General features: G+C 63.9%; 28 protein-coding genes and 1 tRNA gene. 14 read left to right on the plus strand and 15 right to left on the minus strand.

Features of this window, described 5'->3' with window-relative positions; all coding sequences use genetic code 11:
• Positions 1-137 precede the first annotated feature (137 nt).
• A complete protein-coding gene (locus ACN0TK_RS06780; RefSeq protein ID WP_417308709.1) occupies positions 138-1,907 on the plus strand; it encodes a putative bifunctional diguanylate cyclase/phosphodiesterase in 1,770 nt (589 codons plus the stop codon).
• A 39-nt stretch (positions 1,908-1,946) separates the two neighbouring features.
• On the opposite strand, the gene ACN0TK_RS06785 is transcribed toward ACN0TK_RS06780, so the two are convergent.
• The gene (locus ACN0TK_RS06785) at positions 1,947-2,678 is read right to left on the minus strand and encodes a helix-turn-helix transcriptional regulator (protein WP_417308710.1); all 732 of its coding nucleotides are present in this window, start codon (positions 2,676-2,678) and stop codon (positions 1,947-1,949) included.
• Positions 2,679-2,756: 78 nt separating this feature from the next.
• On the opposite strand from ACN0TK_RS06785, the gene ACN0TK_RS06790 reads away from it, so the two are divergent.
• Complete coding sequence (locus ACN0TK_RS06790) at positions 2,757-3,179, plus strand: VOC family protein (protein WP_417308711.1); 423 nt, start codon at positions 2,757-2,759, stop codon at positions 3,177-3,179.
• A gap of 26 nt (positions 3,180-3,205) precedes the next feature.
• Positions 3,206-3,625 carry a DUF1761 family protein gene (locus ACN0TK_RS06795; RefSeq protein ID WP_417308712.1) on the plus strand — a complete coding sequence of 140 codons (420 nt, stop codon included), beginning with the start codon at positions 3,206-3,208 and terminating at the stop codon, positions 3,623-3,625.
• A 159-nt stretch (positions 3,626-3,784) separates the two neighbouring features.
• Here ACN0TK_RS06795 and ACN0TK_RS06800 read toward each other — a convergent pair whose 3' ends face one another.
• The 10 genes from ACN0TK_RS06800 to ACN0TK_RS06845 form a co-directional block, all read right to left on the minus strand.
• Positions 3,785-5,500 carry a thiamine pyrophosphate-dependent enzyme gene (locus ACN0TK_RS06800; protein WP_417308713.1) on the minus strand — a complete coding sequence of 572 codons (1,716 nt, stop codon included), beginning with the start codon at positions 5,498-5,500 and terminating at the stop codon, positions 3,785-3,787.
• A 55-nt stretch (positions 5,501-5,555) separates the two neighbouring features.
• A complete protein-coding gene (locus ACN0TK_RS06805; RefSeq protein ID WP_417308714.1) occupies positions 5,556-6,362 on the minus strand; it encodes a class II glutamine amidotransferase in 807 nt (268 codons plus the stop codon).
• 3 nt (positions 6,363-6,365) lie between these two features.
• Positions 6,366-7,991: an FMN-binding glutamate synthase family protein gene (locus tag ACN0TK_RS06810; protein ID WP_417308715.1), complete on the minus strand. Its 1,626-nt coding sequence runs from the start codon at positions 7,989-7,991 to the stop codon at positions 6,366-6,368.
• Positions 7,992-8,109: 118 nt separating this feature from the next.
• Entirely contained in the window at positions 8,110-8,661 is a 552-nt protein-coding gene (locus ACN0TK_RS06815) for a putative immunity protein (protein ID WP_417308716.1), read from the minus strand.
• Positions 8,662-8,676: 15 nt separating this feature from the next.
• Complete coding sequence (locus tag ACN0TK_RS06820) at positions 8,677-9,216, minus strand: methylated-DNA--[protein]-cysteine S-methyltransferase (RefSeq protein WP_417308717.1); 540 nt, start codon at positions 9,214-9,216, stop codon at positions 8,677-8,679.
• 6 nt (positions 9,217-9,222) lie between these two features.
• Entirely contained in the window at positions 9,223-9,573 is a 351-nt protein-coding gene (locus ACN0TK_RS06825) for a DUF1304 domain-containing protein (protein ID WP_417308718.1), read from the minus strand.
• 183 nt (positions 9,574-9,756) lie between these two features.
• Positions 9,757-9,939 carry a CsbD family protein gene (locus tag ACN0TK_RS06830; RefSeq protein WP_417308719.1) on the minus strand — a complete coding sequence of 61 codons (183 nt, stop codon included), beginning with the start codon at positions 9,937-9,939 and terminating at the stop codon, positions 9,757-9,759.
• An 80-nt stretch (positions 9,940-10,019) separates the two neighbouring features.
• Entirely contained in the window at positions 10,020-10,793 is a 774-nt protein-coding gene (locus tag ACN0TK_RS06835) for a MerR family transcriptional regulator (protein ID WP_417308720.1), read from the minus strand.
• A gap of 332 nt (positions 10,794-11,125) precedes the next feature.
• Positions 11,126-11,410 carry a hypothetical protein gene (locus ACN0TK_RS06840; protein WP_417308721.1) on the minus strand — a complete coding sequence of 95 codons (285 nt, stop codon included), beginning with the start codon at positions 11,408-11,410 and terminating at the stop codon, positions 11,126-11,128.
• A 139-nt stretch (positions 11,411-11,549) separates the two neighbouring features.
• A complete protein-coding gene (locus ACN0TK_RS06845; protein WP_417308722.1) occupies positions 11,550-12,458 on the minus strand; it encodes a helix-turn-helix domain-containing protein in 909 nt (302 codons plus the stop codon).
• A 179-nt stretch (positions 12,459-12,637) separates the two neighbouring features.
• On the opposite strand from ACN0TK_RS06845, the gene ACN0TK_RS06850 reads away from it, so the two are divergent.
• The 6 genes from ACN0TK_RS06850 to ACN0TK_RS06875 all read left to right on the plus strand — a co-directional run bounded on the left by ACN0TK_RS06850 (position 12,638) and on the right by ACN0TK_RS06875 (position 16,446).
• Complete coding sequence (locus ACN0TK_RS06850; RefSeq protein WP_417308723.1) at positions 12,638-13,801, plus strand: amine dehydrogenase large subunit; 1,164 nt, start codon at positions 12,638-12,640, stop codon at positions 13,799-13,801.
• Positions 13,798-14,331, plus strand: a complete 534-nt coding sequence (locus tag ACN0TK_RS06855; RefSeq protein WP_417308724.1) for a MauE/DoxX family redox-associated membrane protein — start codon at positions 13,798-13,800, stop codon at positions 14,329-14,331. The genes ACN0TK_RS06850 and ACN0TK_RS06855 overlap by 4 nt, the downstream gene beginning before the upstream one ends.
• Before the next feature lie 23 nt (positions 14,332-14,354).
• Entirely contained in the window at positions 14,355-14,954 is a 600-nt protein-coding gene (mauD, locus tag ACN0TK_RS06860) for a methylamine dehydrogenase accessory protein MauD (RefSeq protein WP_417308725.1), read from the plus strand.
• Positions 14,955-15,017: 63 nt separating this feature from the next.
• Entirely contained in the window at positions 15,018-15,560 is a 543-nt protein-coding gene (locus ACN0TK_RS06865; protein WP_417308726.1) for a methylamine dehydrogenase light chain, read from the plus strand.
• A complete protein-coding gene (locus ACN0TK_RS06870; RefSeq protein ID WP_417308727.1) occupies positions 15,557-16,006 on the plus strand; it encodes a c-type cytochrome in 450 nt (149 codons plus the stop codon). The genes ACN0TK_RS06865 and ACN0TK_RS06870 overlap by 4 nt, the downstream gene beginning before the upstream one ends.
• Complete coding sequence (locus ACN0TK_RS06875) at positions 16,003-16,446, plus strand: c-type cytochrome (RefSeq protein WP_417308728.1); 444 nt, start codon at positions 16,003-16,005, stop codon at positions 16,444-16,446. Before ACN0TK_RS06870 ends, ACN0TK_RS06875 begins: the two co-directional genes overlap by 4 nt.
• Before the next feature lie 34 nt (positions 16,447-16,480).
• Here ACN0TK_RS06875 and ACN0TK_RS06880 read toward each other — a convergent pair.
• The 3 genes from ACN0TK_RS06880 to ACN0TK_RS06890 form a co-directional block, all read right to left on the minus strand.
• Positions 16,481-16,566, minus strand: a tRNA-Leu gene (locus tag ACN0TK_RS06880).
• A gap of 47 nt (positions 16,567-16,613) precedes the next feature.
• Entirely contained in the window at positions 16,614-17,111 is a 498-nt protein-coding gene (gpt, locus tag ACN0TK_RS06885) for a xanthine phosphoribosyltransferase (RefSeq protein ID WP_417308729.1), read from the minus strand.
• A 56-nt stretch (positions 17,112-17,167) separates the two neighbouring features.
• The gene (locus tag ACN0TK_RS06890; RefSeq protein WP_417308730.1) at positions 17,168-17,941 is read right to left on the minus strand and encodes a competence/damage-inducible protein A; all 774 of its coding nucleotides are present in this window, start codon (positions 17,939-17,941) and stop codon (positions 17,168-17,170) included.
• A gap of 160 nt (positions 17,942-18,101) precedes the next feature.
• Here ACN0TK_RS06890 and map point away from each other — a divergent pair, with 160 nt between their 5' ends.
• From map to ACN0TK_RS06905, 3 genes are all read left to right on the plus strand, one after another.
• The gene (map, locus tag ACN0TK_RS06895) at positions 18,102-18,932 is read left to right on the plus strand and encodes a type I methionyl aminopeptidase (RefSeq protein ID WP_417308731.1); all 831 of its coding nucleotides are present in this window, start codon (positions 18,102-18,104) and stop codon (positions 18,930-18,932) included.
• Positions 18,933-18,935: 3 nt separating this feature from the next.
• On the plus strand, positions 18,936-19,664 hold the full coding sequence (gene radC / locus ACN0TK_RS06900; protein WP_417308732.1) for a RadC family protein: 729 nt from the start codon (positions 18,936-18,938) through the stop codon (positions 19,662-19,664).
• Between the two features lie 73 nt (positions 19,665-19,737).
• Positions 19,738-20,565 (plus strand): ATP-grasp fold amidoligase family protein, encoded by an 828-nt coding sequence (locus ACN0TK_RS06905; RefSeq protein ID WP_417308733.1) that lies wholly within the window; start codon positions 19,738-19,740, stop codon positions 20,563-20,565.
• Between the two features lie 24 nt (positions 20,566-20,589).
• On the opposite strand, the gene ACN0TK_RS06910 is transcribed toward ACN0TK_RS06905, so the two are convergent.
• The gene (locus ACN0TK_RS06910) at positions 20,590-21,324 is read right to left on the minus strand and encodes a cytochrome c biogenesis CcdA family protein (RefSeq protein WP_417308734.1); all 735 of its coding nucleotides are present in this window, start codon (positions 21,322-21,324) and stop codon (positions 20,590-20,592) included.
• A 195-nt stretch (positions 21,325-21,519) separates the two neighbouring features.
• Between ACN0TK_RS06910 and rpe the strand changes: the two genes are divergently transcribed.
• Positions 21,520-22,200, plus strand: a complete 681-nt coding sequence (rpe, locus tag ACN0TK_RS06915; protein ID WP_417308739.1) for a ribulose-phosphate 3-epimerase — start codon at positions 21,520-21,522, stop codon at positions 22,198-22,200.
• A gap of 34 nt (positions 22,201-22,234) precedes the next feature.
• On the plus strand, positions 22,235-22,935 hold a 701-nt coding region (locus ACN0TK_RS06920), incomplete at its 3' end, for a lyase family protein (protein ID WP_417308735.1).

Genomic DNA, 22,935 nt, shown 5'->3' on the forward strand with positions numbered 1-22,935 from the left:
AGACAAATCCCCCGAAGTACTTCAGACAATTGTAAATGTCGTAGTCAACGCGTGTTAAACACGTCTAATTGTCGGCTCCAGTTTTAGCAGTTCCTAAATCCGTCCATTGGAAAAAGGCGGCTCCACAGGAGCCAGGAATGTACGGCAAAGGTCTGCGCAGCATCAGAACGCGCTTCGCAATTATGATTGGCGGCGCATGCCTTATTGGCATCTGGGCAACGATAGGGATTACGCTGGGGCTCGGCATCACCTCCCCTGCCGCGATGATCGCGCTCACCGTCGTGGGCGTCGCCGGCCCTGTCTGGTTGACGCTGCGCAAGGCAGGCCAGCTCACCAGTTCGATCGATGGCCTGCGTGAGAGCACCAACGCGATTGTGGAGGGGAGTTTCGATCGCCCTGTCGAGATCGACTGTTCCTGCGAAGTCGGCGGGCTGCAGGACAGCTTTGCGAAAATGGTGAAGCGGCTGAACGCCAATATTCTGCGCATGAACACACTGGCATATTCCGACCCACTGACCGGGCTGTCGAACCGCAGTGTGGTCACGCATATGCTCGAGATGGCGTTGAAAGGCGGTGATCAGGCAGGCTGGCAGGGTGCGCTGTTCTTCATCGACCTCGACGGCCTGAAAGCCGTCAACGATTCTCTGGGGCATGACGCGGGCGACGAATTGATCCGTCAGGTTGCGCACCGCATCGTCCACGAGGGGCTAGATCGGACATTCGAGACCCTGGATAGCTGCGCGACCGCATTTGGCGAACTGTGCCAGCGTCCGCCCGAAAACATCGTCTTTGCCCGTTTCGCCGGAGACGAGTTCGTCGCCATTTTGCCCGGCGCGGCCTCTCCTGAGGACCTTGCTGTACAGGCCTCGGCAATCCTCGACGCGATGCGTCACCCTTTTCCGATCGACGGCCACTATGTGTTCATGTCGGCGAGCATCGGCATTGCGCAGGCCCCCGTGGATACCAGCAGTCCGGCTGAACTGCTGAGCTTTGCCGACATCGCCATGTACCAGGCCAAGCAAAGCGGGAAAGCCCAGTTCGCCTTTTTCGACGAGGATGCGCGGCGGCAACTGATCGAACAGTCCGAACTTGAACAGGACCTCCGCGTCGCGCTTCGCGAAAAGCAGTTCACCCTGCACTACCAGCCCAAGATTCACGCGCAGTCGCTGGAAATTCAGGGTGTTGAGGCACTGGTGCGGTGGAACCACCCACGTCGCGGAATGGTTCGCCCGGACCAGTTCATTGCACTGGCGGAAAATGCGGGCCTGATCTGCGACCTGGGGCATGAAGTCATGCGACTGGCCATTCTGCAGGCCAAGGCCTGGGCGGATGCTGGCACGCCGTACAGGATTGCGGTCAACGTCTCACCGACGCAGTTTCGCCGGCTGGATTTTGTCACGCAGCTGACCGCGATGTTTGATGCGGCGGGCGTGGAGCCGGGCCTGATCGAGATCGAGGTCACCGAGTCGGTGGCGATGGACGACTATGCGATCGCCAGCAGGAAGATCGAGGCGCTGCGCCAGATCGGCGTTCGGACTTCCATCGACGATTTCGGTATCGGCCATTCCAATCTGAATCAGCTGGTGAACCTGCCTTTTGACTCACTGAAGATCGACATCTCCCTCATCGCGCAGATTGGCCAGAGTGAAAAATCCGAAGCCGTCGTAACTGCACTGATCGGCATAGCCGTCGCGCTCGGCCACACCACTGTTGCCGAGGGGATCGAGACATTGGAGCAGTACGAGTTTCTGCTTCGACATGGCTGCAACACGATCCAGGGGTACTATTTCGCACGCCCCATGGCTGCTGATGCATTTGAACAGTGGGTTGAGGCGCGCGCAGCCAATACTGTAATCGAAGCACAACGCGGCGACCTGCTGCGTTCATTCGCGGCGCAGCGATCCTGAGTCTGTCGTCTGGCATCCATATCGCCCATGCGGCCCATGTCACAGCCTCTCGTCGGCGCCCCCTCCAGAAGCCGGCACTGTCTCGCTCTGCCGCGCCCTGAGCCGCGACAGATAATCGCGCAGCAGGCTCGCGCGCCGTGGACGGAAACTGGATCCGGTGTGTGAGAGGCTGTCGATCCTGTCGACTCTGAACATGCGGAAATCCGTGCGCAGGCAACACCACGCCAGCACCGTCAGGACGTGATCGCTGTACATGATGGCGAGCGGGCGAATGATGCGTTGGCTGGTGGCGCCGGCCTGGTCGCGATAGCTGATCTCGATCTCCTGCTCGTCCCAGCACGCCTGCCGGATCGCCTGCAGATGCGGCATTGCGCCGTAGCGTCCGCTTGGCCGATAGACATGCGAGATCGCATGCAACAATTGCTGCTCGCGATCGTCCGGCAGGGTTGCGGCGACCTTTGACAGCACGGCCTCGGCGGCACGCGCCAGGTCCGGATCGCCCATCTGGCGCACCTCGGCCAGGCCCAGGGTCATGGCCTCGATTTCCAGACGGTCGAAGGTCTGCGGCGGCAGCGCATAGTCCTCGAGCAGGCGATAGCCGTAGCCGCGCTCGCCCTCGATCCGGGCGCCCGACAGCCGCAACAGTTCGATATCGCGATAGATCGAGCGGACGGACACGCCGCGCTCGACCGCTAGCCGCTCCGCCGTGATCGGGGGTGCCATGACGCGCATCAGCTGCAACAGGCGCAGCAATCTGTCGGGTCCGCTCATCGTCCAACTGCCGTGAAGTGTCAGTTGGGTCCATCTACACCCATAGTGTTGATTTTACCTAGCCAGAGAGCAAAGACGATGAGCATTCAGACCGTCGCACATATCAATTTCCGGGGCGATGCACGCCCGGCACTGTCCTTCTACCAGTCCGTGTTCGGCGGCGATCTCGTGGTGCTGACCCACGCGCAGGTCTATGGCACGACCGACCCGGTGGAAGCTGACCTCGTCAGCTGGGGGCAGGTCACCTCGCCCGAGGGCTTTGCCATCATGGCCTATGACGCGCCGGCAAGCCGGGCCTGGAATCCGGGCCAGAGCCCGTTTTTCGTGTCGGTCCGCGGCACTGCCAATGACGAGATCACCGCCTATTGGAACAAGTTGAAAGTGGATGCAGAGATCCTGCAGGACCTCGCGCCGGCCGGCTGGTCGCCGCTCTACGGCATGCTCAAGGACAGGTTCGGCATCACCTGGGTGCTCGACGTGCAAGCCGGCGATGCCGCTTGAGCGACGATCTGGCAGGAGACAGGACCATGGTTTTCAGTGCATTTGCCCAGATCAGTCTGTGGGGCGTCCTTGCGGCCGCCGCGTTCGGCTTCGTGTTCGCGGGTGTCTATTTCGGTGTTCTCGCACCAAAACACTATGCGGTGGCGCTGGGACGTGAGGCCACGCCGGCCGCCAAGCCAAACATGCTGACGCTGTTTGGCCCCTTCGTGTGCAATGTCATAATGATCGTCACGACGGCCGCGATCATGCGCATGATCGGCATCGCCACGCTCACCGATGCTCTGGCGCTGGGGCTGGTGATCGGCGTCGGCTATTTCCTCGCGATGTGCATGACAGTCGCGATCAATCCGAACTTCCCCAGACCGTTCTTCTACACGGCGGTCAACGCGCCCTACTTCCTGATCAGCAGTCTGGTGACAACCGCCCTGCTCTACCTGCTGAGGTAGCTATCGCTGGCGCGAAGAGGCGCCACGCCTGACGACTAAAAAAGGCCAGGGCGCGCTGATGGCGCCTTGGCTTCTCTTCGTAATGACAATCTGGTTGAGAACCGGAGCTTACCGACGCTGAGATGCGACCGCCCGTCGCCACTCAACTCTCCCAGCACATCACTTCAGAAAATTGTTCTTGAGCAGGTTCACGACCTCACCGGTCCGGCCGTCGAGCACCGCTTTCACCCCGAACATAGCGGTCGAGGCGACCTGCGAGGCTTTGATCTTGGGCGGCATGACCAGTTCCATCTGGTTGACGTGAACATCCAGCAGAGCCGGACCCTCGTGCTGCAGCCAGAGGTCCATCGCCGGTGCCAGCGCATCGGACGTCTCGATGTGCCACCCGGCAATGCCGCAGGCCTCCGCCAGCCTGGCGAAATCCGGATTGTGCAGGCCGGTGAAGTGATCGACCAAGCCCTCGACGCGCTGCTCCATTTCGACAAAGCCGAGCGTATTGTTGTGAAACACCAGCAGCTTGAGCGGAATTTTCTCCTGCACCAGCGTCAGCAGATCGCCCATCAGCATGGTCAGGCCGCCGTCGCCGCACATGGCGATGACCTGGCGATCCGGATACGCCAGCTTGGCCCCCATCGCCTGCGGCATGCCGTTCGCCATGGTGCCGTGCAGCAGGCTGTTGAGGAAGCGCCGCTTACCGTTCGCCTTGAGGTGCCGCAGCATCCAGACCATGGCCGTGCCCACGTCTGATACGAAGATCGCGTCGTCCGCCGCCTTGTCGTCGAGCATGTTGGCGACGAATTGCGGGTGGATCAGCGCCGGATCCTTCTGCTCGCCCTCGTCCTCATAGCCCTGAAGGTCCTTTTCGAACTGCTTGAGGTGCGTCTTCAGGTGCCCGTCGCTGGATTTGGCGGCCACCAGCGGCAGCAGCGCGGCCATCGTCGTCTTCGCGTCCCCGACGAGACCGAGATTGATGGCCGAACGCCGCCCCAGATGCGTGGGATCGATATCGATCTGCACGATCTTTTTGGCTTCGGGATAGAACTGGGTGTAGGCGAAGTCGCAGCCGAGCGCGATGACCAGATCGGCCTCCTCCAGCGCCTCGACGCCGGCCTGGTTGCCGAGGATGCCGTTGACCCCCACGTTGAAGGGATTGTCCGGCTCCAAAAACTCCTTGGCCCGGGTGGTATGCACCATCGGTGCCTTCACCTTGTCGCAAAAGGCGATGATTTCCGCGCGCGCGTCGCGGGCCCCGATCCCGGCATAGACCGAGACCTTGCGCGCATCGTTGACCAGCGCGGCGAGTTCGCCCATTTCGGTATCGTTGGGGCGGCAGACAGGTTGGGGCCGATAGACCGCCCAATCCATCTCGTCATCATCGGTCTCGGTGAACATGTCGCCGTTGACGATGACCACCGCGACGCCCTTCTTCGTCAGCGCAGCCTGCGCCGCCTTGGCGACGATGCGGCGCGCCTGCGAGGGGTGCGAGATGTACTCGCAAAAGTGCGAATGCTGCTCGTAGATCTTTTTCTGATTGACCTCCTGGGGGAAATCGAACCCGGCTTCCGTGCGCGCCACATCCGAAGCGATCAGCAGCACCGGCGCGCCGTTGCGATGGCTTTCGTAGATGCCGTTGACGAAGTGCAGCGAGCCCGGCCCGCAGGTGCCGGCGCAGACCGACAATTCGCCGGTCATGTAGGATTCCCCGCCGGCAGCAAAGGCGCCGGCTTCCTCATGTCGCACGGTAATCCAGCGCAGGTCGCTCTTGGCGACGGCGTCGGTGAAGTGATTGATCGTGTCGCCGGGGATCCCATAGATCCGCTTGGCTCCCGCCTTTTGCAGGGTATCGACGACGATCTCCGCCACGATTTTCGACATGTTCTTCCTTTCACTCAAGCAACCAACGCCACGCATCTGAAAAATAGGCGGGCAGTCAGCCCGCGCGCCGCGACACGATCTGTCCGTCCTTCAAAATCATCGCCGTGCCACGCGGCAACGGCGCCCAGCCGTCCGCATCAAGCGGCACGGATGCGAAAAGATGCAATGGACCGGAAATATCCTTGATGCTGGCACCACGTGCCTGCCAGTGGTTCCCGCGATCGCCGTCGTCGAAGGACCGGATGTTCAGCCCGGGTTCGCGCGGTTCCGTCAGCCCGTCTTCGGTCTCGAAGCGTCGCCGGTCGGCATGCACGAACAGATGCTCACCATCGAAGAACAAGAAGTTGGCACTGCCCAGTTCGCGCATTTCGGCAGCAAAGCGCGCGAACACATCGAGCCGTGCTTCGGCGCCGGTCGATTCCATCGCGCCCAGCCGGTCGAGCAGCATGAGGAAGGCCAGTTCCGAGTCGGTGTCGCCAATGCGGCTCGGCATACAGGTGGCCGCATCCGGGTGATCCTCGATCCCCGGCAGATCGCCATTATGGGCAAAGGCGTTCCGCCTGCCGCCCACCACCCGATCGAACGGATGCGTATTCGCCAACGCGGCGTTTCCCGACGAAGCCCGGCGCACATGCGCGATCAGATGTCGGCAGGGGCGCTCGTTGCGCACAACCATGCGTGACAACTCGCTGCTGGCAGCCGGGTCAGGCTCACGGAAGAGATACGCGTCGCGGTCCTGAGCAAGCAGGATGCCCCACCCGTCGCGATTGCGATGTCGTTCGCCGCCTTCCGCCGCGAACAGATCGAGTTCGTAGCGCACCCTGTGTGGAACCGACGCGCTCATCGCAAACAGTTCGCACACGGCTCACATCACCGGTTTGAACGTGTCCGGGTCAGCCATGCGCCAATATTCGGCAAAGGGCGTGTCCCCCGGCTCGTGCAGCAGCTTTTCCGGCTCCACTTCGCGCACGATCTCGGACCACGGGATCATCTCGGCATTGTTCTTCCACTGCCTGAGGTGGCGCGGCGTGAACTCGTCGGGCGTTTCGAGCCCGCAGGCGACGACGATGTCGTGCAGGCTGTCGAGCGTCTTCGACTGGAAATTGGCGACGCGCTGCGCCTTTTCCGGGATGACGAGGCCGCGCTGTCGGGCCGGTGAACTGGTCGCCACGCCGGTGGGACAGGTGCCCGTGTGGCAGCGCAGCGACTGCACGCAGCCCAGCGAGAACATGAAGGCGCGGGCCGCATTGCACCAGTTGGCGCCGAGCGCCGCATTGATCGCGATCGCGGATCCGGAGAACACCTTTTCCGATGCCGCCAGCTTGATCTTGCTCTTCAGCCCCGTGCCGATCAGCGCGTTGTTGACATAGTAGAGCCCGATCCTGAGCGGCAGGCCGACGTGGTCGGACAGTTCGAGCGGCGCCGCGCCGGTGCCACCACCACCGCCGTCGACGACAATGAAATCCAATGTGATGCCACTGTCGAGCATAGCCTTGCAGATGGCGAAGATCTCATGCGGCATGCCCAGGCACAGCTTGATGCCAACCGGCTTGCCGCCCGACAGTTCGCGCATCTTCGCGGCAAATTCCAGCATCTCGCGCGGCGTCGAGAAGGCCGAATGTCCCGGCGGCGACAGGCAATCCTGATCGGCTGGCACCTGCCGGGTCTTGGCGATCTCCTCGGTCACCTTGGCGGCCGGCAGCAAGCCGCCATGTCCGGGCTTTGCCCCCTGACTCAGCTTGATCTCGGTCATCTTGACCTGCTCGTGCTGCGCCTTGTCGGCAAAGGCGTCCGGATCGAAATTGCCGTCCTTGTCGCGGGCCCCGAAATACCCCGAGCCCAGCTCCCACACGATGTCGCCGCCGTGCTTCAGGTGGTAGGGCGACAGCCCGCCCTCGCCGGTATCGTGATAGAATCCGCCGATCTTGGCGCCGAGGTTGAGCGCCTCGATCGCATTCTGACCCAGGGCGCCGAAACTCATCGCGCTGATGTTGAGCCGGGCCGCATCATACGGCTTGCTGCATTGGTCCGTCCCCACCGTCACCCGGGTGCGCTTGGGCGCCGAGGGGTTGGGATTGATCGAATGGCACAGCGCCTCGTATTCGTCGGAATAGACGTCGAGCTCGGTGCCGAACGGGTGCGCATCCTCCTGGTTCTTGGCCCGCGAATAGACCAGCGTGCGCGACACCCGGTCGTAGGGGCGCCCCTCGAGCGGACCCTCGACGATATAGCTGCGCAGGAACGGCCGCAGGTCCTCGAACAGCCAGCGGAAACGCGCCGTGAGCGGGTAGTTGCGGCGCAGCGAATGGGTGGTCTGCACCATGTCCCAGATGGCGATCGCAAGCAGCGGGAGCAGGACGACGAGGGCCCAGAAGAAATTCACCGAGACCAGCAGACCCAGAAGGACGACCGCGACCGTCAGCGCCAGGGGTATCCAGAACCCGATGTTTCTCTCAAACCCCTTGTCTGAAAAGAGCTCGCGCACCAACATCCAAAACGCCTTTTGTTCGCAACACTATCTTATTCGGTACTGCCTTGAAGCGTCAGGTGTAAAGCAGCATCTCCCTCCCCGCACCTTACAAATGGCATTTCGGAACGGCGCCTAAGAGCTACGGAAGCCCAAGCCGGGCGACGTCTTGAAGTCGAGACTGAAGGTCGCGAATGACCTCGCCCAGCCGCCCTCGGGCGAGCAGACCCGGCCCCAGCGGCCCGGCACGGTTTTCGCCGAGCGGCGGCAGGCTGCGCAGAGCTGCACGAACCGCGGGCGTCATCCGGGCCCATTGCCAGTCGAGTTCTGCCGACGCGGCGTCAGGGTGGTCCGGCGCACACCGTTCGGCCGCGAGCGCGGCATAGCCGGCGGCGCCCAGCGCGTGGGCACCCATATGGGCAACGGCGGACGCCTGTCCGGCCGCCCGGGCCGCAGCCGCCGCAGCGGGGCTCACGCCCTCCGTCGCCGCGACGCCGCCGAACCGGTCGCGGATTTCCCCGGCCGTGTCCCGCTCGCCCCGCGCATAGCCGCGCGTCCGGGCGATGGCCGCGCGCGGCCGCCCGTCCTCCGGTCGCTCCGCCTCGAACACCGCGAGTACGCGCTCCGCACAATCGGCCGCCCAGCCCGCCACCAATCGGCGCTCAGCCTCACTCAAGGTCTGCGGTGACACCATCGTCCGCTCTCAACCTCACAGTCCCAGCGACAATTGTCCCTCGGGCGTCGCGGCGCGCTCGAGACGCAGCATCTCGAGCTTGCTGCCGACCCCGCCCGGGGCAGAAAAGCCCCCGGGCTTGCCGTTGGCACCCAGGACCCGGTGGCAGGGGATGACCAGCGGGATCGGGTTGGCACCCATCGCCGCCCCCACCGCCCGCGACAGGCCCACGTCGCCAAGTTCGCGCGCGATCGCGCCATAGGTGGTGGTCTCACCCCAGCCGAGCCGACCGATGACGGCGTAGCAGCGGCGATGAAAATCCGGAACGCCGGTCAGGTCCAGCGGCAGGTCATCGAAGCGCTCAGGTCGACCATCGGCATAGGCCGATATGCGCTCTGCGAGGACGGCAGCGGCACCCGTCGGCACCCCGGGCGTGCGGCCCCAGTCTGCCGCCCGCGATGCGGCATCGTGGGGCGCGCGACCGGGCAGCGCCACACGCCCGATCCCCGCGGCACTCCAGCCGACGGCGAAGGTTCCGATGGCGGTTTCGAGGAGGCAGTGCTGCAGCGCCAGCATCGGCCGTCAGAACAGCCAGACAGCGGCGAGGGCAAGAACGGCAGGAACGGTCTGGACGAAGAGGATTTTTCGGCTCGAGGTGATGGCGCCAAAGACACCGGCGATCGCCACGCAGAGCAGAAAGAAGGTCTTGATCGCGTCGCCGGCATCGCCAAGCCAGATGCCCCAGATCAGCCCGGCGGCGAGAAAGCCGTTGTAGAGCCCCTGGTTGGCTGCCAGCGTGCGGGTCTCGCGGGCAAACGCCTCGGTTGTGCCAAACGCCTTGCGGGCGCGCGGGCTTTCCCACAGCGCCATTTCGAGCACGACGATATAGAGGTGAATGAGGGCGACAACGCCCGTGAGAATCGTGCCGAGCATGAACGCGCCTCCTTATGGGGAGCGGCAATTTACGCCGGGCACCGCGCAAACGAAAGGCCGCCCTGAAGGCGGCCTTAGTACCGGTCGATGCGCTGAGTGAAGTGGTCTCCGGTTCACCCGGTTTCTCGCCAGACCGGTTCCCACTCCGGCGAAACGCGCGACCGCAATTGGCGTGGGGTCGCCTTAGTCCTTCAGCGCATCTCGCGCTGCGTCCTTGGCCTCGCCGACCTTTTTCTGGGCCTTGCCTTCGACCTTGTCAGCCTTGCCGTCGGCCTGAAGCTTTTCGTCGCCGGTTGCCTCGCCGACGGCGTCCTTGACATTGCCGCGCGCTTCCTTGGCGCTGCCCTTAACTTCGTCCTTGTGCATCTGAATTCTCCTCATGGGGATGAATCCCCGTGTGAGGACAATGCGGCCCCTTCAGAAAGGTTGCCGCCATGCTCACCGCGTCAGTTTGGCTGCCGTTCGGCGAAAGCGCGCATGGAGCGCGCGTGGTAGTCGGAAAAGCCGACGCCCAGCGTCTCGTAGCGGCTGACGAAATCGGCATTGGCCTCATGCATGTCGGCGAGCCCGCCATAGGCCGCCGCATTGCACGGGCGCGACCACATGGCTGAAATCCAGGCGATGTTGCGCCGGTGCAGCGGGTCGAGGGCGCTGCTTTCGGCCGGCACGCCGGCCCGCATGGCCTCAACCCAAGCGGTCTCGATCGCCTGCAGTTCATCGTTGAGCGCGGCTTTGTCGGCCTCGCTCAACGCCGCGTATCCGGCCTTGCTGCTCGCGATCCGCTCGGGCATGTCGCCGCCGAAGCGCTCGAGCAGCCAGGCCTCGTATTCCGCCTGCTTGTCAGCGGGTATCCCGCCATAGAGTGTATCAGTCGTCATCTCGGTTTCTCCATTCAATCCGGCAATCGTGCGGTCGATCGTCCGGACCAATTCGGCGTAGCGGTCCGCTTTGGCGGCAAGGACCTCGCGCTGCCCCCGGAGTGTTTCCAACTGGTCGAAATCCGGCGCATCGAGAATGTCGCCGATCTCGGCCAGCGGGATATCCAGCTCGCGGTGCAGCCGTATCTGCTGCAGGCGCAGCAATTCGTCCCGGCCGTAATAGCGGTAGCCATTTCGCCCGATGGACGCGGGCTTCAAAAGGCCGATGGCGTCGTAGTGGTGCAGCGTGCGCACAGTGACATGCGCGACCCGCGCCAGCTGGTTGACGGTCAGCAGTTTCATCGTCGGCCTTCGGTTCCACGTCTTCCGCGATGGCGGGTTTGCACCCTCACGCCACGTCAGAGTCAACACCACGTATCTGCGTTTAAAAAACAGCGACGCGGGAAGTCTATTGCCCTTGCCTGCGGACCACGAGTGGCCGCAACAGCCCGGGACAGCCCCGAACGCCGAAAAGGTCGTCGAGGCCCTCGCCGCCCTGCCGACGCGGCGTTCGACCATCGCCAGGAGGTGCAGACGCGCTGCACGGCGACAGAGCTGGCGTCCTTGTGGAAGAACCTTAGCGCAACAGTGACGTCTGTCGCGCGAGCCAAAGGCCGCTCACCGTCGACGCTCTTTCAAGTCTCGCCGAGATAGCTGACCTCGATGCGATGAAACAGCGGCCCCTGCTTCATCGTGTCGAGCCAGCGCCGGAAATCGGCGACGTCCTTGAACCCGGCGGCCCTGGCGTCCGTCTCAGTCACATCATCGGGTGACATCTCGTCCATCGCCCCGATCTGCAGCAGCCCGACCTTGGTCTTCAGCGTGCCGCCCGCCTTCACCGAAGGCCGCGTCCAGCGCCGGAACTGCAGCGTGATCTCGCCCCGCTTGATGGCCTCGAGGATCTCACGTTTCAGCAGCATGTGGCATTTCCTGCAAAGATTGGTGCGGGCGTCACGGTCCTTCCGGAATCGCCTCCCGCAAAGCGGACTCACCGCGTGAAGATCGCGTCCTAGCCCCCTTGGCGCAATGCGGGATTTCTCGAACGACAGCGCCCACCGCTCACAGCATGGCGTTGCGGATGGTTTCCAGCGGCGTCTCGTGGAAGGTTTCCGCATAATAGGCGGCAAAGCGGCCCAGATGGAAGAAGCCGTGCGCCATCGCGATCTGCGCCACGCTCTTCGTCGCACTCGAACGGCTCGACAGGGCGCGGTGGGCGCGATCGAGTCGCCTCTGACGCAGCCATACGGTGGTGCTTTGTCCTGTGGTCTGTGCAAACGCGCTGCGCAACACGTGATCCGGCACGTCGAGTTCTGCGGCGAGTTCGCCCACACTCAGCGCATTGTCGGTATCAGCGTCGAGGCGCTTCCGGGCCCGCAGAAAGACGCTGTAGGCATAGCTTTGCCGTAGCGGGGCCCGGCTATTGTCGCTGGCCACGGCATCGCACAGCTCCGAAACCTTGTCGACGATCATGCCCGGCAGGACTTTTTCCAGTTCACCTGGCGCACTGCGGACCGCGTCGGGAGTCGTCGCCAGCACCGACCCCAGCCAGGCCCGCAGTTCGACCGCACTGGCATGGTTCGCCACGCTGGCAATCGGTCCGATTTTCTGCCGGTCATAGGCCGGCAGCAGGGCTTCATCGACCATGACGTAATAGCCGCGAGTGGCCCCCTCGGTCATGATGTTGATTTCGTTACCACCCTGATGGATGAAGCCGATCGGGGCATAGCGTTCGCCGTTGATCAGACAGTCGAGTTCGTTTTCGAGCGGGACGACGAGCACAACCTTGCCGGCCGGCGGCGCCGTTTCCTGGGCGACGGCGACGTTGATGCGCTCTTCACCCACGGCGACCGAACCGAAATCCACCATGGTCATGGAGCCCTGAAAGCGGCCGCGCCCGAACTGGGTATAGCGCTGGCCCCAGCCCGGCAGCGCCGTTTCCTGGTCCATCGCGTCCAGATAGCTCCTCACGATATATGCGCTAGACAAGGCCACATCGCCCTCCATGCGCAAATTCGTAGGCGACGACTACAAAGATAGCAACACGGTTTTGCTGCCGAAAATATAGGCAAAAGTTTTTCGGAAATCGGATTTCGCGAGCCGGTCTCCGCTGTGACGGTCCCCATCGACCCAGATGATTGGAGACCGCTATGGCCAGTAGACTTTCTGCCACTTTCGGGCTGCTTTGCGCAGTTGCCGGGGCATGTGTGCCACTGAGTGCGCTTGCCGAGGACGAAGCCTTCGTCCCCGAGACGCTCACCACCAGGGAGACGATGGAGCCCGGCCCCAATGTCTTCGTCAGCGTCCAGAACTGGGGCGGCGGCCCCAGCGTCGCCTACATCTACAGCGCCGACGACCTGCATCTCAAAGGCAGCGTGAGCGGTGGATCGCAGAGCCATTTCACCCTGTCGGCGGATGGCGCCACGGCCTACATGGCCTCTGGCTACTACCCGCGCTACGACTCCGGCGACGGCGAGCATGTGCTGCAGATCTTCGACGTGGCGACCAACACGCTGACCAAGGAGATCCTGCTCCCCTACAAGCTGGCGCAATATACCGACGATCTGTTCCTGCTGCAGCTGAGCGCCGACGAGAAGTTCGCCTTCGCGCAGAATGCCACTCCGGCGACCTCGGTCACCGTGGTCGATCTGGAAAAGGGTGAAGTCGCCCAGGAAGTGCCCGCACCGGGCTGCTTCGGCATCTACCCGCTCCAGAACGCGCTCGGCTTTTCGACGATCTGCAACGACGGCACCTTCACCACTTTCACGCTTGGCGCCGACGGCACGACCTTCGAAAGCACCAAGAGCGACAAGATCTTCGATCCGGACGACGACCCGATCTACCTGTCGTCCGACCGCGCCGATGGCGACCTGCTGTTCATTTCCTATCACGCCAATGTCTATCGGCTGTCCGACACGGACGGGGTGATCAAGAAGCTGAGCGTCACGCCGATCGCCGAGGGCGTCGACGGCAACTGGGGCACCAGCGGCTATTCGGTCGTGACCTATAACGAGGCCAACGGCGTCCTCTTCGTGCCCATGGCCGCCGACCATCACGATGGCAGCCACTACCATGGCTCCCAGGAAGTCTGGGCCTTTGACCTCAAGAACGACGAACTGCTCTACCGCTCGCCGCTGGCCGACCTCATCGCCATTTCGGTCACCGACGGCGCGCAGCCAGAACTCTATGGGTTCAGCCTGAAGGAAGGCACCGTCTACAAGTTCGACGTCGACACCGAAGCGAAGTTCGCCGCCAAGACCGTGGCCGAGCATAGCGTCGATGGCTTCGCGACAACCATGCTGGTGTCGCCATGACCGGCGTCACCCTTGCTTCCATGCTGACGGCGACCGTTACGGTGTTCATGTCGCTGCTCTTTGCCCGAGCCGCGTGGCACAAGGCCGCCGATTTCACCGAGTTCACCGGGTTCGTCGCCGACTACCAGCTGCTGCCCGAGCGGCTGGTGATCCCGGCCTCCGCGGCGATTGTTGCCGCCGAGGTACTGGTGGTGCTGCTGCAGCTGATCCCGGGCGGCCAGGTGCCTGGCCTCCTGCTCGGCATCGCCATGCTCGGTGTCTATGCCGCCGGCATGGCGATCAACATCCGCCGCGGCCGGACCACCATCGAGTGCGGTTGCGGCGGCGCGGGGCAGCCCCTGGGCTGGTCCCTTGTCCTGCGCAACCTGATCCTAATGGGCATGGCCGCCACCGCTGTCGCCACTGCCCCCTTCGTGCTCGACGCGGCCGGTGCCGTGGCGGCGCTCGCTTCCGGTTTGACCCTGTGGACCGGGTTCCTGCTCGCCGAGCAGATCCTCAACAACGACTCTATCGCCCGACTGACGCGCTAGCCGGTTCAAGAAGGAAACATGTGATGAATGCAATGGTTTTTGCCGTCGGCGCCCTGTTCGCCATGGTGATTGCGCTATCGATCGGGCTGTTCGCGCTGGCCCGCCAGATCGGCGTGCTGTTCGAGCGGGTCTCACCCATGGGCGCGCTGGTCAATGACGCCGGCCCCGAAGTCGGCCAGCAGACGCCGCTGTTCAACCTGCCCAGCCTGACCGGCGGTTCGGTGGCGCTGGGCCCCAAGCCCGGCAAGTCGACGCTGGTGTTCTTCCTCTCGCCCACCTGCCCGGTGTGCAAGAAGCTGCTGCCGGTGATCGAGTCGGTGAAAAAGGCCGAAGGGCGCTGGCTCGACGTGGTTCTCGCCAGCGACGGCCAGAAAGCACAGCACGAGCGCTTTATCGAAACCGCCAAGCTCGAGAACTACCCTTATGTCGTGTCGACCGAACTGGGCATGGCCTATCGCGTCGCCCGGCTGCCCTATGCCGTGCTGATGGATGAGCACGGGATCATCCGCTCCAAGGGGCTGATCAACAGCCGGGAGCAGTTCGACAGCCTGTTCAATGCTTTCGACATGAAGGTCCCCTCCATCCAGTCCTTCCTGGATACCCAGCAAGCCGTTCAGCACTGACCTGCTCGCGGGCGGACAACCACCCCTGCCCGCTCTCACCCCTTCAGCATCGGAGAATGGCACATGGCCAAATTTATCGACTCGCTTCTTGGATGGATGGACACCGCAGCCGAAAGCCGCAGCCGCCGCATCGCCCACATATCGGGACGCCGCAGCTTCCTGCAAAAGGCCGGCTGGGCTCTGGTCGGCGGTGCCGTCCTGCCAATGCTGCCCTATGACAATTCCAACGGGCAGGCCTTTGCCCGCGGCCTAGGCGAACCGGACGAACTGCCGGAAGATTGCGATTACTGGCGCTATTGCTCGCTGCACGGCGGGCTGTGCAGCCAGTGCGGCGGCAGCGTGACCCAATGTCCGCCGGGCTCCATTCCCTCCAAGGTCGCCTGGGTCGGCACCTGCCGCAACCCCAACGACGACAAGGACTATCTGGTCTCCTACAACGACTGTTGCGGCAAGGGCGGCGGCTGCGGCGACGCCAGCTGTTCGCGCCAGGAAGGCGATCGCCCCGGCTATCGCTACGGACTCGCCAGCGAATCGAGCTGGTGCCTCGCCAACACCGATCGCGGCATTCACTGCACGGTCGCCATCGTCGTGGGGCTGGCCGAATGAGGGTCCGTACCCCCCTGGCAATTCTGGGACTGGCGCCGCTTCTTGCGGCGCCAGTCACCGCCGGCGAGCCAGGCGAACAGCTGTTCGTCGACAATTGCAGCGGCTGCCACCAGCTCGGCGGCGTCGGACAACCGGGCCTCGCGCCGCCATTGGTCGATCCCGAACTTTGGGCAGGTCTCGGCGACAAGGCCCCGAACTATCTGGTCGGCGTCCTCTTCGGCGGTCTGACCGGGCAGATCACCGCGCAGGGCCAGGTCTATATCGGCGTCGCCATGCCGCCGCAGAGCTGGATGACCGATGAAGAATTGCAACTGGTGGCAGACTATGTGCTGCAGGACCTCAACGATCTCGAGGTTGCGGTGGACCCGGCCCTGATCGAAACGACACGGGCCGCGCCACCATCGCACGCCGATCTGCGCGAAACGCGCCGGAGCGCCATGCCATGAAGCTGATCACCGCACTTGTCTTCGCGGCGATAACGACCCTGCCCGCGCAGGCCGCCGACCGCGCGGCCGACACCAATTTCGTGCTGAAATGCGTAGGCTGTCATCTGACGGACGGGTCGGGCCTGCCCTCGGCAGGCATTCCGGACTTCGTCGACCAGGTCGGCGTCTTCGCCGCCCTGCCCGAGGGGCGCGCCTATCTGCTCCATGTCCCCGGCGTGATCGGCTCCAGCCTCAGCGACGCCGAAATCGCCGACGTGCTCAACTATGTCATGGACACCTGGGCCGGCCCCTCGCTACCCGAGCACTACACCCCCTTCACCCCCGCCGAAGTGGCCGAGCTGAAAGCGCAAAACGTCGGCAACGCAGTAAAATACCGCCGCCTCGTCGTCGAAAGGCTGAAGCTTCTGGGACTGGATGCCGCAGACTATCCGTGGCCGTAGCCAGGGTTCACCGACATCAATGAAAGTCGTGCAGTGGTGCGGGCGGTGGGACTCGAACCCACACGGCTGTACAGCCTCCGGATTTTAAGTCCGGTATGTCTACCATTCCATCACGCCCGCGCCGGGTCCCGTCTGCCACGATGGTGAGCGCGGGACAATGACAGATGTCAGTCTGTGCCGCCCGAGATCGGCGGCACGTAGGCGACGTCGAGATCCCAGGGAAAGAAGATCCAGGTGTCCTGGCTGACTTCGGTGATGAAGGTGTCGACCATCTCGCGGCCCTTGGGCTTGGCGTAGACGGTGGCGAAATGCGCGCCGGGCAGCATTTCGCGCACGACGCGAGCTGTGGCGCCGGTATCGACCAGATCATCGACGATCAGGATCTTGCTGCCGTTGCGGCACTTTTCCAGCAGTTCCTCGGTGATCGGCTTCAGCACCTTGATGCCGCCCTGGTTCTGATGGTCGTAGCTCTTCACCGCGACGCTTTCGACCACGCGGATATTGAGCTCGCGCGAGACGATTGCCGCCGGAACCAGCCCACCGCGGGTGATCGCCACCAGCGCGTCGAACGGGCCAAGCGCCTGCAGGCGCCAGGCGAGCGCGCGGCTGTCGCGATGGAACTGGTCCCAGGTGACCGGGAAGGATTTTTGCTGCGACTGGTTCATGTCCGTCTCCTTGGCGGCGTCCACGCCGTGCTGTGTGTGCGGGTCAGACCCGGCGGTCAATAGGCGTCGGTGGCGTCGGGGAGGCCGGCAGCGCGATGCGCTTCGGCGACGGCGGCGCGCACCCGGTCGGCGGCGGCGGCGAGCAGCATCTCATCGGCAGAGCGCAGGACGAGTTCGGTCATCACGAAGCTCTGGCCCATCTGCGGATAGCTGCCCATCTTCACCTCGGGGAATTCGGCCTGCAGCTGGCCCAGTGGCCCGCCGATCGTGCCCTCGCCCACCCGGCAGGGAATGGAGACCGAATGGATCTTGCGCCCGCCCTTGAGGGTCGGGGCGATGGATTCGAGCATGGCCTGCATGATCTTGGGCACACCGGCCATCACATGCACATTGCCGATCCGAAAGCCGGGCGCGGCGCTGACCGAGTTGACGATCAGTTCCCCCCCCTCGGGAATGCGCGCCATGCGCAGCCGGGCCTCGGTGACTTCGGTGCCGGTGGTCTTCCAGCGCGATTCGAGCATGTCGCGGGCCTCGGCGTTGATCGGCAGCGCGACGCCGAACGCCTTGGCCACCGCATCGGCGGTGATGTCGTCATGCGTCGGCCCGATGCCGCCGGTGGTGAACACATAGGTATAGCGCGTGCGCAGGGCATTGAGCGCTGCGACGATATCGTCTTCGATATCGGAGACGACGCGCGCCTCGCGCAGCTCGATCCCGAGATCGGTGCAGAACTCGGCCACCGTGCCGATGTTCACATCCTTGGTGCGGCCGGACAGGATCTCGTCGCCGATGACGAGAATGGCGGCAGTGACGACATCGGATTCGGACATGATCGGCTCAGCGCTGTGGCGGGGGTTCATGCATTGCCCGTGCTGCCCGAAGACGTCAAGTAAACCGGGCCGAAAGCCACACTATTGCGGCCCGGTGGCCTATCCGGGCCTTCCATTGCTCCGCTTCAGGGCCTATCTCTAGAGGGCTCCGGAGAGAACTATGGTCACTTTTGTCGACGCCGAATCCAAGTCCCGCCGCACCGCGGGTGTCATCCCGATCCATGGCGAGGCCGGCTTCAAGGGCATGCGCAAGGCCGGTCGGCTGACCGCCGAGGCGCTGGACCTGCTGGTCGACGCGGTCGTGCCGGGCGTCACCACGGCAGCGCTCGACAAGATGGCCTATGACTTCGCCCGCGACCATGGCGCGATCCCCGCGACGCTCTATTACAAGGGCTACCGGCACTCGGTCTGCACCTCGATCAACCACGTCGTCTGCCATGGCATTCCCGACGAACGCCCGCTGCGTGAAGGCGATATCGTCAATATCGACCTGACGCTGATCGTCGACGGCTGGTATGGCGACAGCTCGCGCATGTTCGCCGTCGGCGACATCAGCCGCAAGGCCGAGCGGCTGATCGAAGTCACCTATGAAAGCCTCGAGCGCGGGATCGCCGCCGCCAAGCCAGGTAACACCACCGGCGATATCGGTGCGGCGATCCAGCAGTTTGCCGAGGCCGAACGCACCAGCGTGGTGCGCGATTTCGTCGGCCATGGCGTCGGCCAGCTGTTTCACGACGAGCCCAACATCATGCATTTCGGCGTGCCGGGCACCGGCGTGCCACTGAAGCCGGGGATGATCTTCACCATCGAGCCGATGATCAACCTGGGCCGGCCGCATGTGAAGATCCTCGCCGATGGCTGGACCGCGGTGACCCGCGACCGGACGCTGTCGGCCCAGGCCGAACACTCGATCGGCATCACCGAAACCGGCTGCGAGGTGTTCACCTTGTCGCCGCGCGGCCTGTTCAACCCACTCGCCGCCCGCCGCTAGCCGATGACGCGCGGGGAGCCGGCCAGGACCGATGGACTTGGCGAGGCGCCCGCCGCCGCCGATCACCGCAAGGGCCATCGCGAACGGGCGCGCCAGCGCTTCCTCAAGGTCGGCGAGAACAATCTCGACGATTACGAACTGCTCGAGCTGATCCTGTTCCTTGCTATTCCGCGGGTCGACACCAAGCTGATGGCCAAGCAGCTACTGGCCCGGTTCGGCAGCTATTCGGCCGTGCTCAGCGCCCCGCCCGAGCGGCTGGCCGAAGTCGAGGGTATCAAGGGCGCGGTGGCGACCAACATCAAGATCATCCAGGCGGCGGCGCAGCGCTTCGCCCGCCACAAGGTCGACCGCGACATGCCGATTCTCGGCTCCTGGGCGCAGCTGATCGACTATTGCCGCACCACCATGGCCTTCAGCGCGATCGAGGAATTCCGCATCCTGTTTCTCGACAAGAAGAACCGGCTGATCGCCGACGAGGTGCAGCAGACCGGCACGGTGGATCATGCGCCGGTCTATCCGCGCGAGGTGATCAAGCGCACCTTGGAGCTCAGCGCCACAGCCATCATCTTGGTGCACAACCACCCCTCGGGCGACCCTGCCCCGTCCTCAGCCGATGTGCAGATGACCCGCCAGATCAATGACATTGCCCGCCCGCTCGGCATCACGCTGCATGACCACATCATCGTCGGCAAGAACGGCCACGCCTCGCTGCGGGGGCTGAAATTGATCTAGCCCGGAGACTGGACAAAGCAGCAATCTGCATCGAATGCTACGCAGATAAGCTTATCGATTTGTCGGACTCATGTTGGATCGACTTTTTGTCACCTGGCGCTATCGCAGTTTTTTTGGATTCTGGCCGCGCCTGTCACGCCCCAGGCGCTTCTCCGAAAAGGTGCAGAAGGCCAAACTCACCTGGCGCACACCGCTACTGACGGCGCTGGCCGACAAGGTGGCGGCGAAACGTGTCGTCGCAGAGCGGCTTGGCAGCGCATGTGTAACCCCGAACCTGTTCGTCGGCGACCAATTGCCGCCCAGGGCCGAGCGGACCTGGCCCACACCCTATGTGATTAAGGTCAATCACCGCAGCGGCGGCAATATCTTCGTCTCCTCGGCTGAGGGTCATGACTGGGAGCAGACCGAGCGACGGATCGCGTACTGGCTGCGCCGGCCCCATGGCCACCAGCTCGGCGAATGGGCCTACCGCAACGTCCGCCCACAAGTCCTGATCGAACCGATGCTCGACGATCCCGATCAGCTGCGGGATTACAAGGTCTTCGTGTTCGGCGGTCGCGCCCGTTACGTTCAGATCCACGCTGAGCGGCTGTCCGGTCACAAGTGCTGCTTTTACGACCTCAATTGGAACAAGCTGCCCTTTACCCTCAAATGGCCGCTCGACCCGACCGATTATCCGCGGCCGGACTGCCTCGCCGAACTCATTGCGGGGGCTGAGGAACTGGGGCGCGGACTGCCCTTCGTGCGGGCGGATTTTTACGTGATCGAAGGGCGCCCGCGCTTCGGGGAAGTCACCTTTTATCCCGGCAGTGGGTTGCAGCACTTCAAGCCCGACGCGATGGATTTCGAGCTCGGCGCGCTCTGGCCCGATGGCCTGCCCGCCGATCAGGTCGGCACCTGAGGCCGCCGCGAAAGCGTCACGTCATCAGCCGAAAGTCGAGAGCACCGGGAAGGTCTCGAGGAACCAGTAGGAGATGCGGCTGAACTGGCCGGTGAGGAACAGCAGGCCCGTGAGCACCAGCAGCGCGCCCATGACCTTTTCGACGGTCCCCATGTGCTTGCGGAAGCTGGAGAAAAAGCTGAGGAAGGGGCCGATAGCGATGCCCGCCAAAAGGAAGGGTACGCCGAGCCCGGCCGAGTAGACCGCCAGTAGCCCTGCCCCTTCGGCGGCCGTGCTCTGGCTCGCAGCGAGCGCCAGGACGGCCGCTAGCACCGGGCCGATGCAGGGGGTCCAGCCGATCGCAAAGGCCAACCCGAGCAGGAAACCGCCCAAGGGGCCGCTGGCGGCACCCGGACCATTGTGCCGCATCTGCCGGTCGAGCAGCCCGATCCGGAACACGCCGAGAAAATGCAGGCCCATGATCAGGATCAGTACGCCCGCGATCGGGGTGAGGACCGGCAGCGCCTGGCGGAACAACTGGCCGAAGGCCGTCGCCGTCGCGCCGAGCAGGATAAAGACGAGCGAAAACCCGAGAATAAAGAATACCGAGGTGAAGACCGAGCGGCGCCACACGGCGCCACTGACGCTGCCATCGGCGCGCAACTGCTCGAAACTCGCACCGCTCATGTAGCTGAGATAGGGTGGAACCAGCGGCAGCACGCAGGGGCTGAGAAAGCTCAGCACGCCCGCGCCGAACACCATGAGCAATGAAAATTCCAAGGTGACGCTCCTTCACCGCCCCTCTTAGCGCCTATCGCCGACAAGGCAATGAGGTCTGCCGTCGCATCGCGGGCTTGTGAGCAATAGCCTGAGGAAGGGGGGCGGAAGGAGAGTTGCCTGGGCGTGGGCATAGCCTTGTGAAGCGGGGCTGATGGAGGTATGCACCGGGCACGTTCCGAAGCTGGCAAGGTGACCATGGCAAACCGCCCGATCCGCATCGCCCCATCGATCCTGTCGGCTGATTTCGCCCGGCTGGCAGAGGAAACCAATGCCATCGACGCCGCCGGCGCCGACTATTTGCATGTCGACGTGATGGACGGCCATTTCGTGCCCAATATCAGCTTCGGCGTGCCGGTGATGAAGGCGCTGCGCGGCCTGACCGACAAACCGCTCGACGTTCACCTGATGATTGCCCCGGTGGATCCCTATCTCGAGGATTTCGCGAAAGGCGGCGCCGACATCATCACCGTTCATGCTGAGGCCGGCCCGCATTTGCATCGCTCGCTGCAGGCGATCCGCGCGCTGGGCAAGCGCGCCGGCGTTGCCTTGAACCCGGCAACGCCGGTTTCGGCGATCCAGCACGTTATCGACCTCGTCGACCAGATCCTGGTGATGAGCGTGAACCCCGGCTTTGGTGGGCAGAGTTTCATCCCCGAGGCGCTGACCAAGCTGCGCCAGGCCGATGCCCTGATCGGCAACCGGCCGATCGATCTCGAGGTCGATGGCGGTGTCGATGCCGACAATGCGAAGGCGCTCGCCGACGCGGGCGCCAACGTATTGGTTGCCGGGACGGCCATTTTCTCGGGCAATGATCCCAAGACCTACGCGGCGCGGATCTCGGCCCTCCGGACCGCCGCTACCAGCACCATCGCGTAACGACAGCGTTACGCAAAGAAAGGCACATAAACCTATGATTCCGCGCTACTCCCGTCCCGAGATGGCTTCGATCTGGGAGCCGGCTACGCGCTTCCGCATCTGGTTCGAGATCGAAGCGCACGCGACGACCAAGCTGGCGCAGCTCGGCGTGGTGCCGCAGGAGGCCGCCGACGCCATCTGGGACAAGGGCGGCAGTGCCGAATTCGACGTCGCGCGCATCGACGAGATCGAGCGCACCACCAAGCATGACGTCATCGCGTTCCTGACCCATGTCGCCGAAATCGTCGGGCCCGAGGCGCGCTTTCTGCATCAGGGCATGACCTCGTCGGACGTGCTCGACACCTGCCTCGCCGTGCAGCTCAGCCGCGCGGCAGACATTTTGCTGGCGGACATCGACCGGCTGCTGGCCGCGATCGAAAAGCGCGCCCGCGAGCACAAATATACGATCACCATCGGCCGCAGCCACGGCATCCACGCCGAGCCAACCACCTTCGGCATCAAGCTTGCCGAAGCCTATGCCGAGTTCACCCGCAACCGCGAGCGACTGGTTGCCGCCCGCGCCGACATCGCCACCTGCGCCATTTCGGGTGCCATCGGCACCTTTGCCAATATCGACCCTGAGGTCGAAGCCTATGTCGCCGGAAAGCTGGACCTGACGGTCGAGCCCGTCTCGACCCAGGTCATCCCGCGCGACCGGCACGCCATGTTCTTTGCGACGCTCGGCGTCATCGCCTC

Source organism: Devosia sp., from assembly GCF_048261455.1.
In the GTDB taxonomy this organism is placed as follows: Bacteria; Pseudomonadota; Alphaproteobacteria; order Rhizobiales; family Devosiaceae; genus Devosia_A.

Bases quoted from the DNA above. Each gene is read 5' to 3' on its own strand.
- ACN0TK_RS06870 (WP_417308727.1), top strand. From the start codon at position 15,557: ATGAGGGTCCGTACCCCCCTGGCAATTCTGGGACTGGCGCCGCTTCTT.
- ACN0TK_RS06840 (WP_417308721.1), bottom strand. From the start codon at position 11,410: ATGCTGCTGAAACGTGAGATCCTCGAGGCCATCAAGCGGGGCGAGATC.
- ACN0TK_RS06855 (WP_417308724.1), top strand. From the start codon at position 13,798: ATGACCGGCGTCACCCTTGCTTCCATGCTGACGGCGACCGTTACGGTG.
- ACN0TK_RS06825 (WP_417308718.1), bottom strand. From the start codon at position 9,573: ATGCTCGGCACGATTCTCACGGGCGTTGTCGCCCTCATTCACCTCTAT.
- radC (WP_417308732.1), top strand. From the start codon at position 18,936: ATGACGCGCGGGGAGCCGGCCAGGACCGATGGACTTGGCGAGGCGCCC.
- ACN0TK_RS06790 (WP_417308711.1), top strand. From the start codon at position 2,757: ATGAGCATTCAGACCGTCGCACATATCAATTTCCGGGGCGATGCACGC.
- ACN0TK_RS06850 (WP_417308723.1), top strand. From the start codon at position 12,638: ATGGCCAGTAGACTTTCTGCCACTTTCGGGCTGCTTTGCGCAGTTGCC.
- ACN0TK_RS06815 (WP_417308716.1), bottom strand. From the start codon at position 8,661: ATGGTGTCACCGCAGACCTTGAGTGAGGCTGAGCGCCGATTGGTGGCG.
- ACN0TK_RS06785 (WP_417308710.1), bottom strand. From the start codon at position 2,678: ATGAGCGGACCCGACAGATTGCTGCGCCTGTTGCAGCTGATGCGCGTC.
- ACN0TK_RS06780 (WP_417308709.1), top strand. From the start codon at position 138: ATGTACGGCAAAGGTCTGCGCAGCATCAGAACGCGCTTCGCAATTATG.
- ACN0TK_RS06810 (WP_417308715.1), bottom strand. From the start codon at position 7,991: ATGTTGGTGCGCGAGCTCTTTTCAGACAAGGGGTTTGAGAGAAACATC.
- mauD (WP_417308725.1), top strand. From the start codon at position 14,355: ATGAATGCAATGGTTTTTGCCGTCGGCGCCCTGTTCGCCATGGTGATT.
- ACN0TK_RS06795 (WP_417308712.1), top strand. From the start codon at position 3,206: ATGGTTTTCAGTGCATTTGCCCAGATCAGTCTGTGGGGCGTCCTTGCG.
- ACN0TK_RS06800 (WP_417308713.1), bottom strand. From the start codon at position 5,500: ATGTCGAAAATCGTGGCGGAGATCGTCGTCGATACCCTGCAAAAGGCG.
- gpt (WP_417308729.1), bottom strand. From the start codon at position 17,111: ATGAACCAGTCGCAGCAAAAATCCTTCCCGGTCACCTGGGACCAGTTC.
- ACN0TK_RS06820 (WP_417308717.1), bottom strand. From the start codon at position 9,216: ATGCTGGCGCTGCAGCACTGCCTCCTCGAAACCGCCATCGGAACCTTC.
- map (WP_417308731.1), top strand. From the start codon at position 18,102: ATGGTCACTTTTGTCGACGCCGAATCCAAGTCCCGCCGCACCGCGGGT.
- rpe (WP_417308739.1), top strand. From the start codon at position 21,520: ATGGCAAACCGCCCGATCCGCATCGCCCCATCGATCCTGTCGGCTGAT.
- ACN0TK_RS06890 (WP_417308730.1), bottom strand. From the start codon at position 17,941: ATGTCCGAATCCGATGTCGTCACTGCCGCCATTCTCGTCATCGGCGAC.
- ACN0TK_RS06875 (WP_417308728.1), top strand. From the start codon at position 16,003: ATGAAGCTGATCACCGCACTTGTCTTCGCGGCGATAACGACCCTGCCC.
- ACN0TK_RS06865 (WP_417308726.1), top strand. From the start codon at position 15,018: ATGGCCAAATTTATCGACTCGCTTCTTGGATGGATGGACACCGCAGCC.
- ACN0TK_RS06830 (WP_417308719.1), bottom strand. From the start codon at position 9,939: ATGCACAAGGACGAAGTTAAGGGCAGCGCCAAGGAAGCGCGCGGCAAT.
- ACN0TK_RS06835 (WP_417308720.1), bottom strand. From the start codon at position 10,793: ATGAAACTGCTGACCGTCAACCAGCTGGCGCGGGTCGCGCATGTCACT.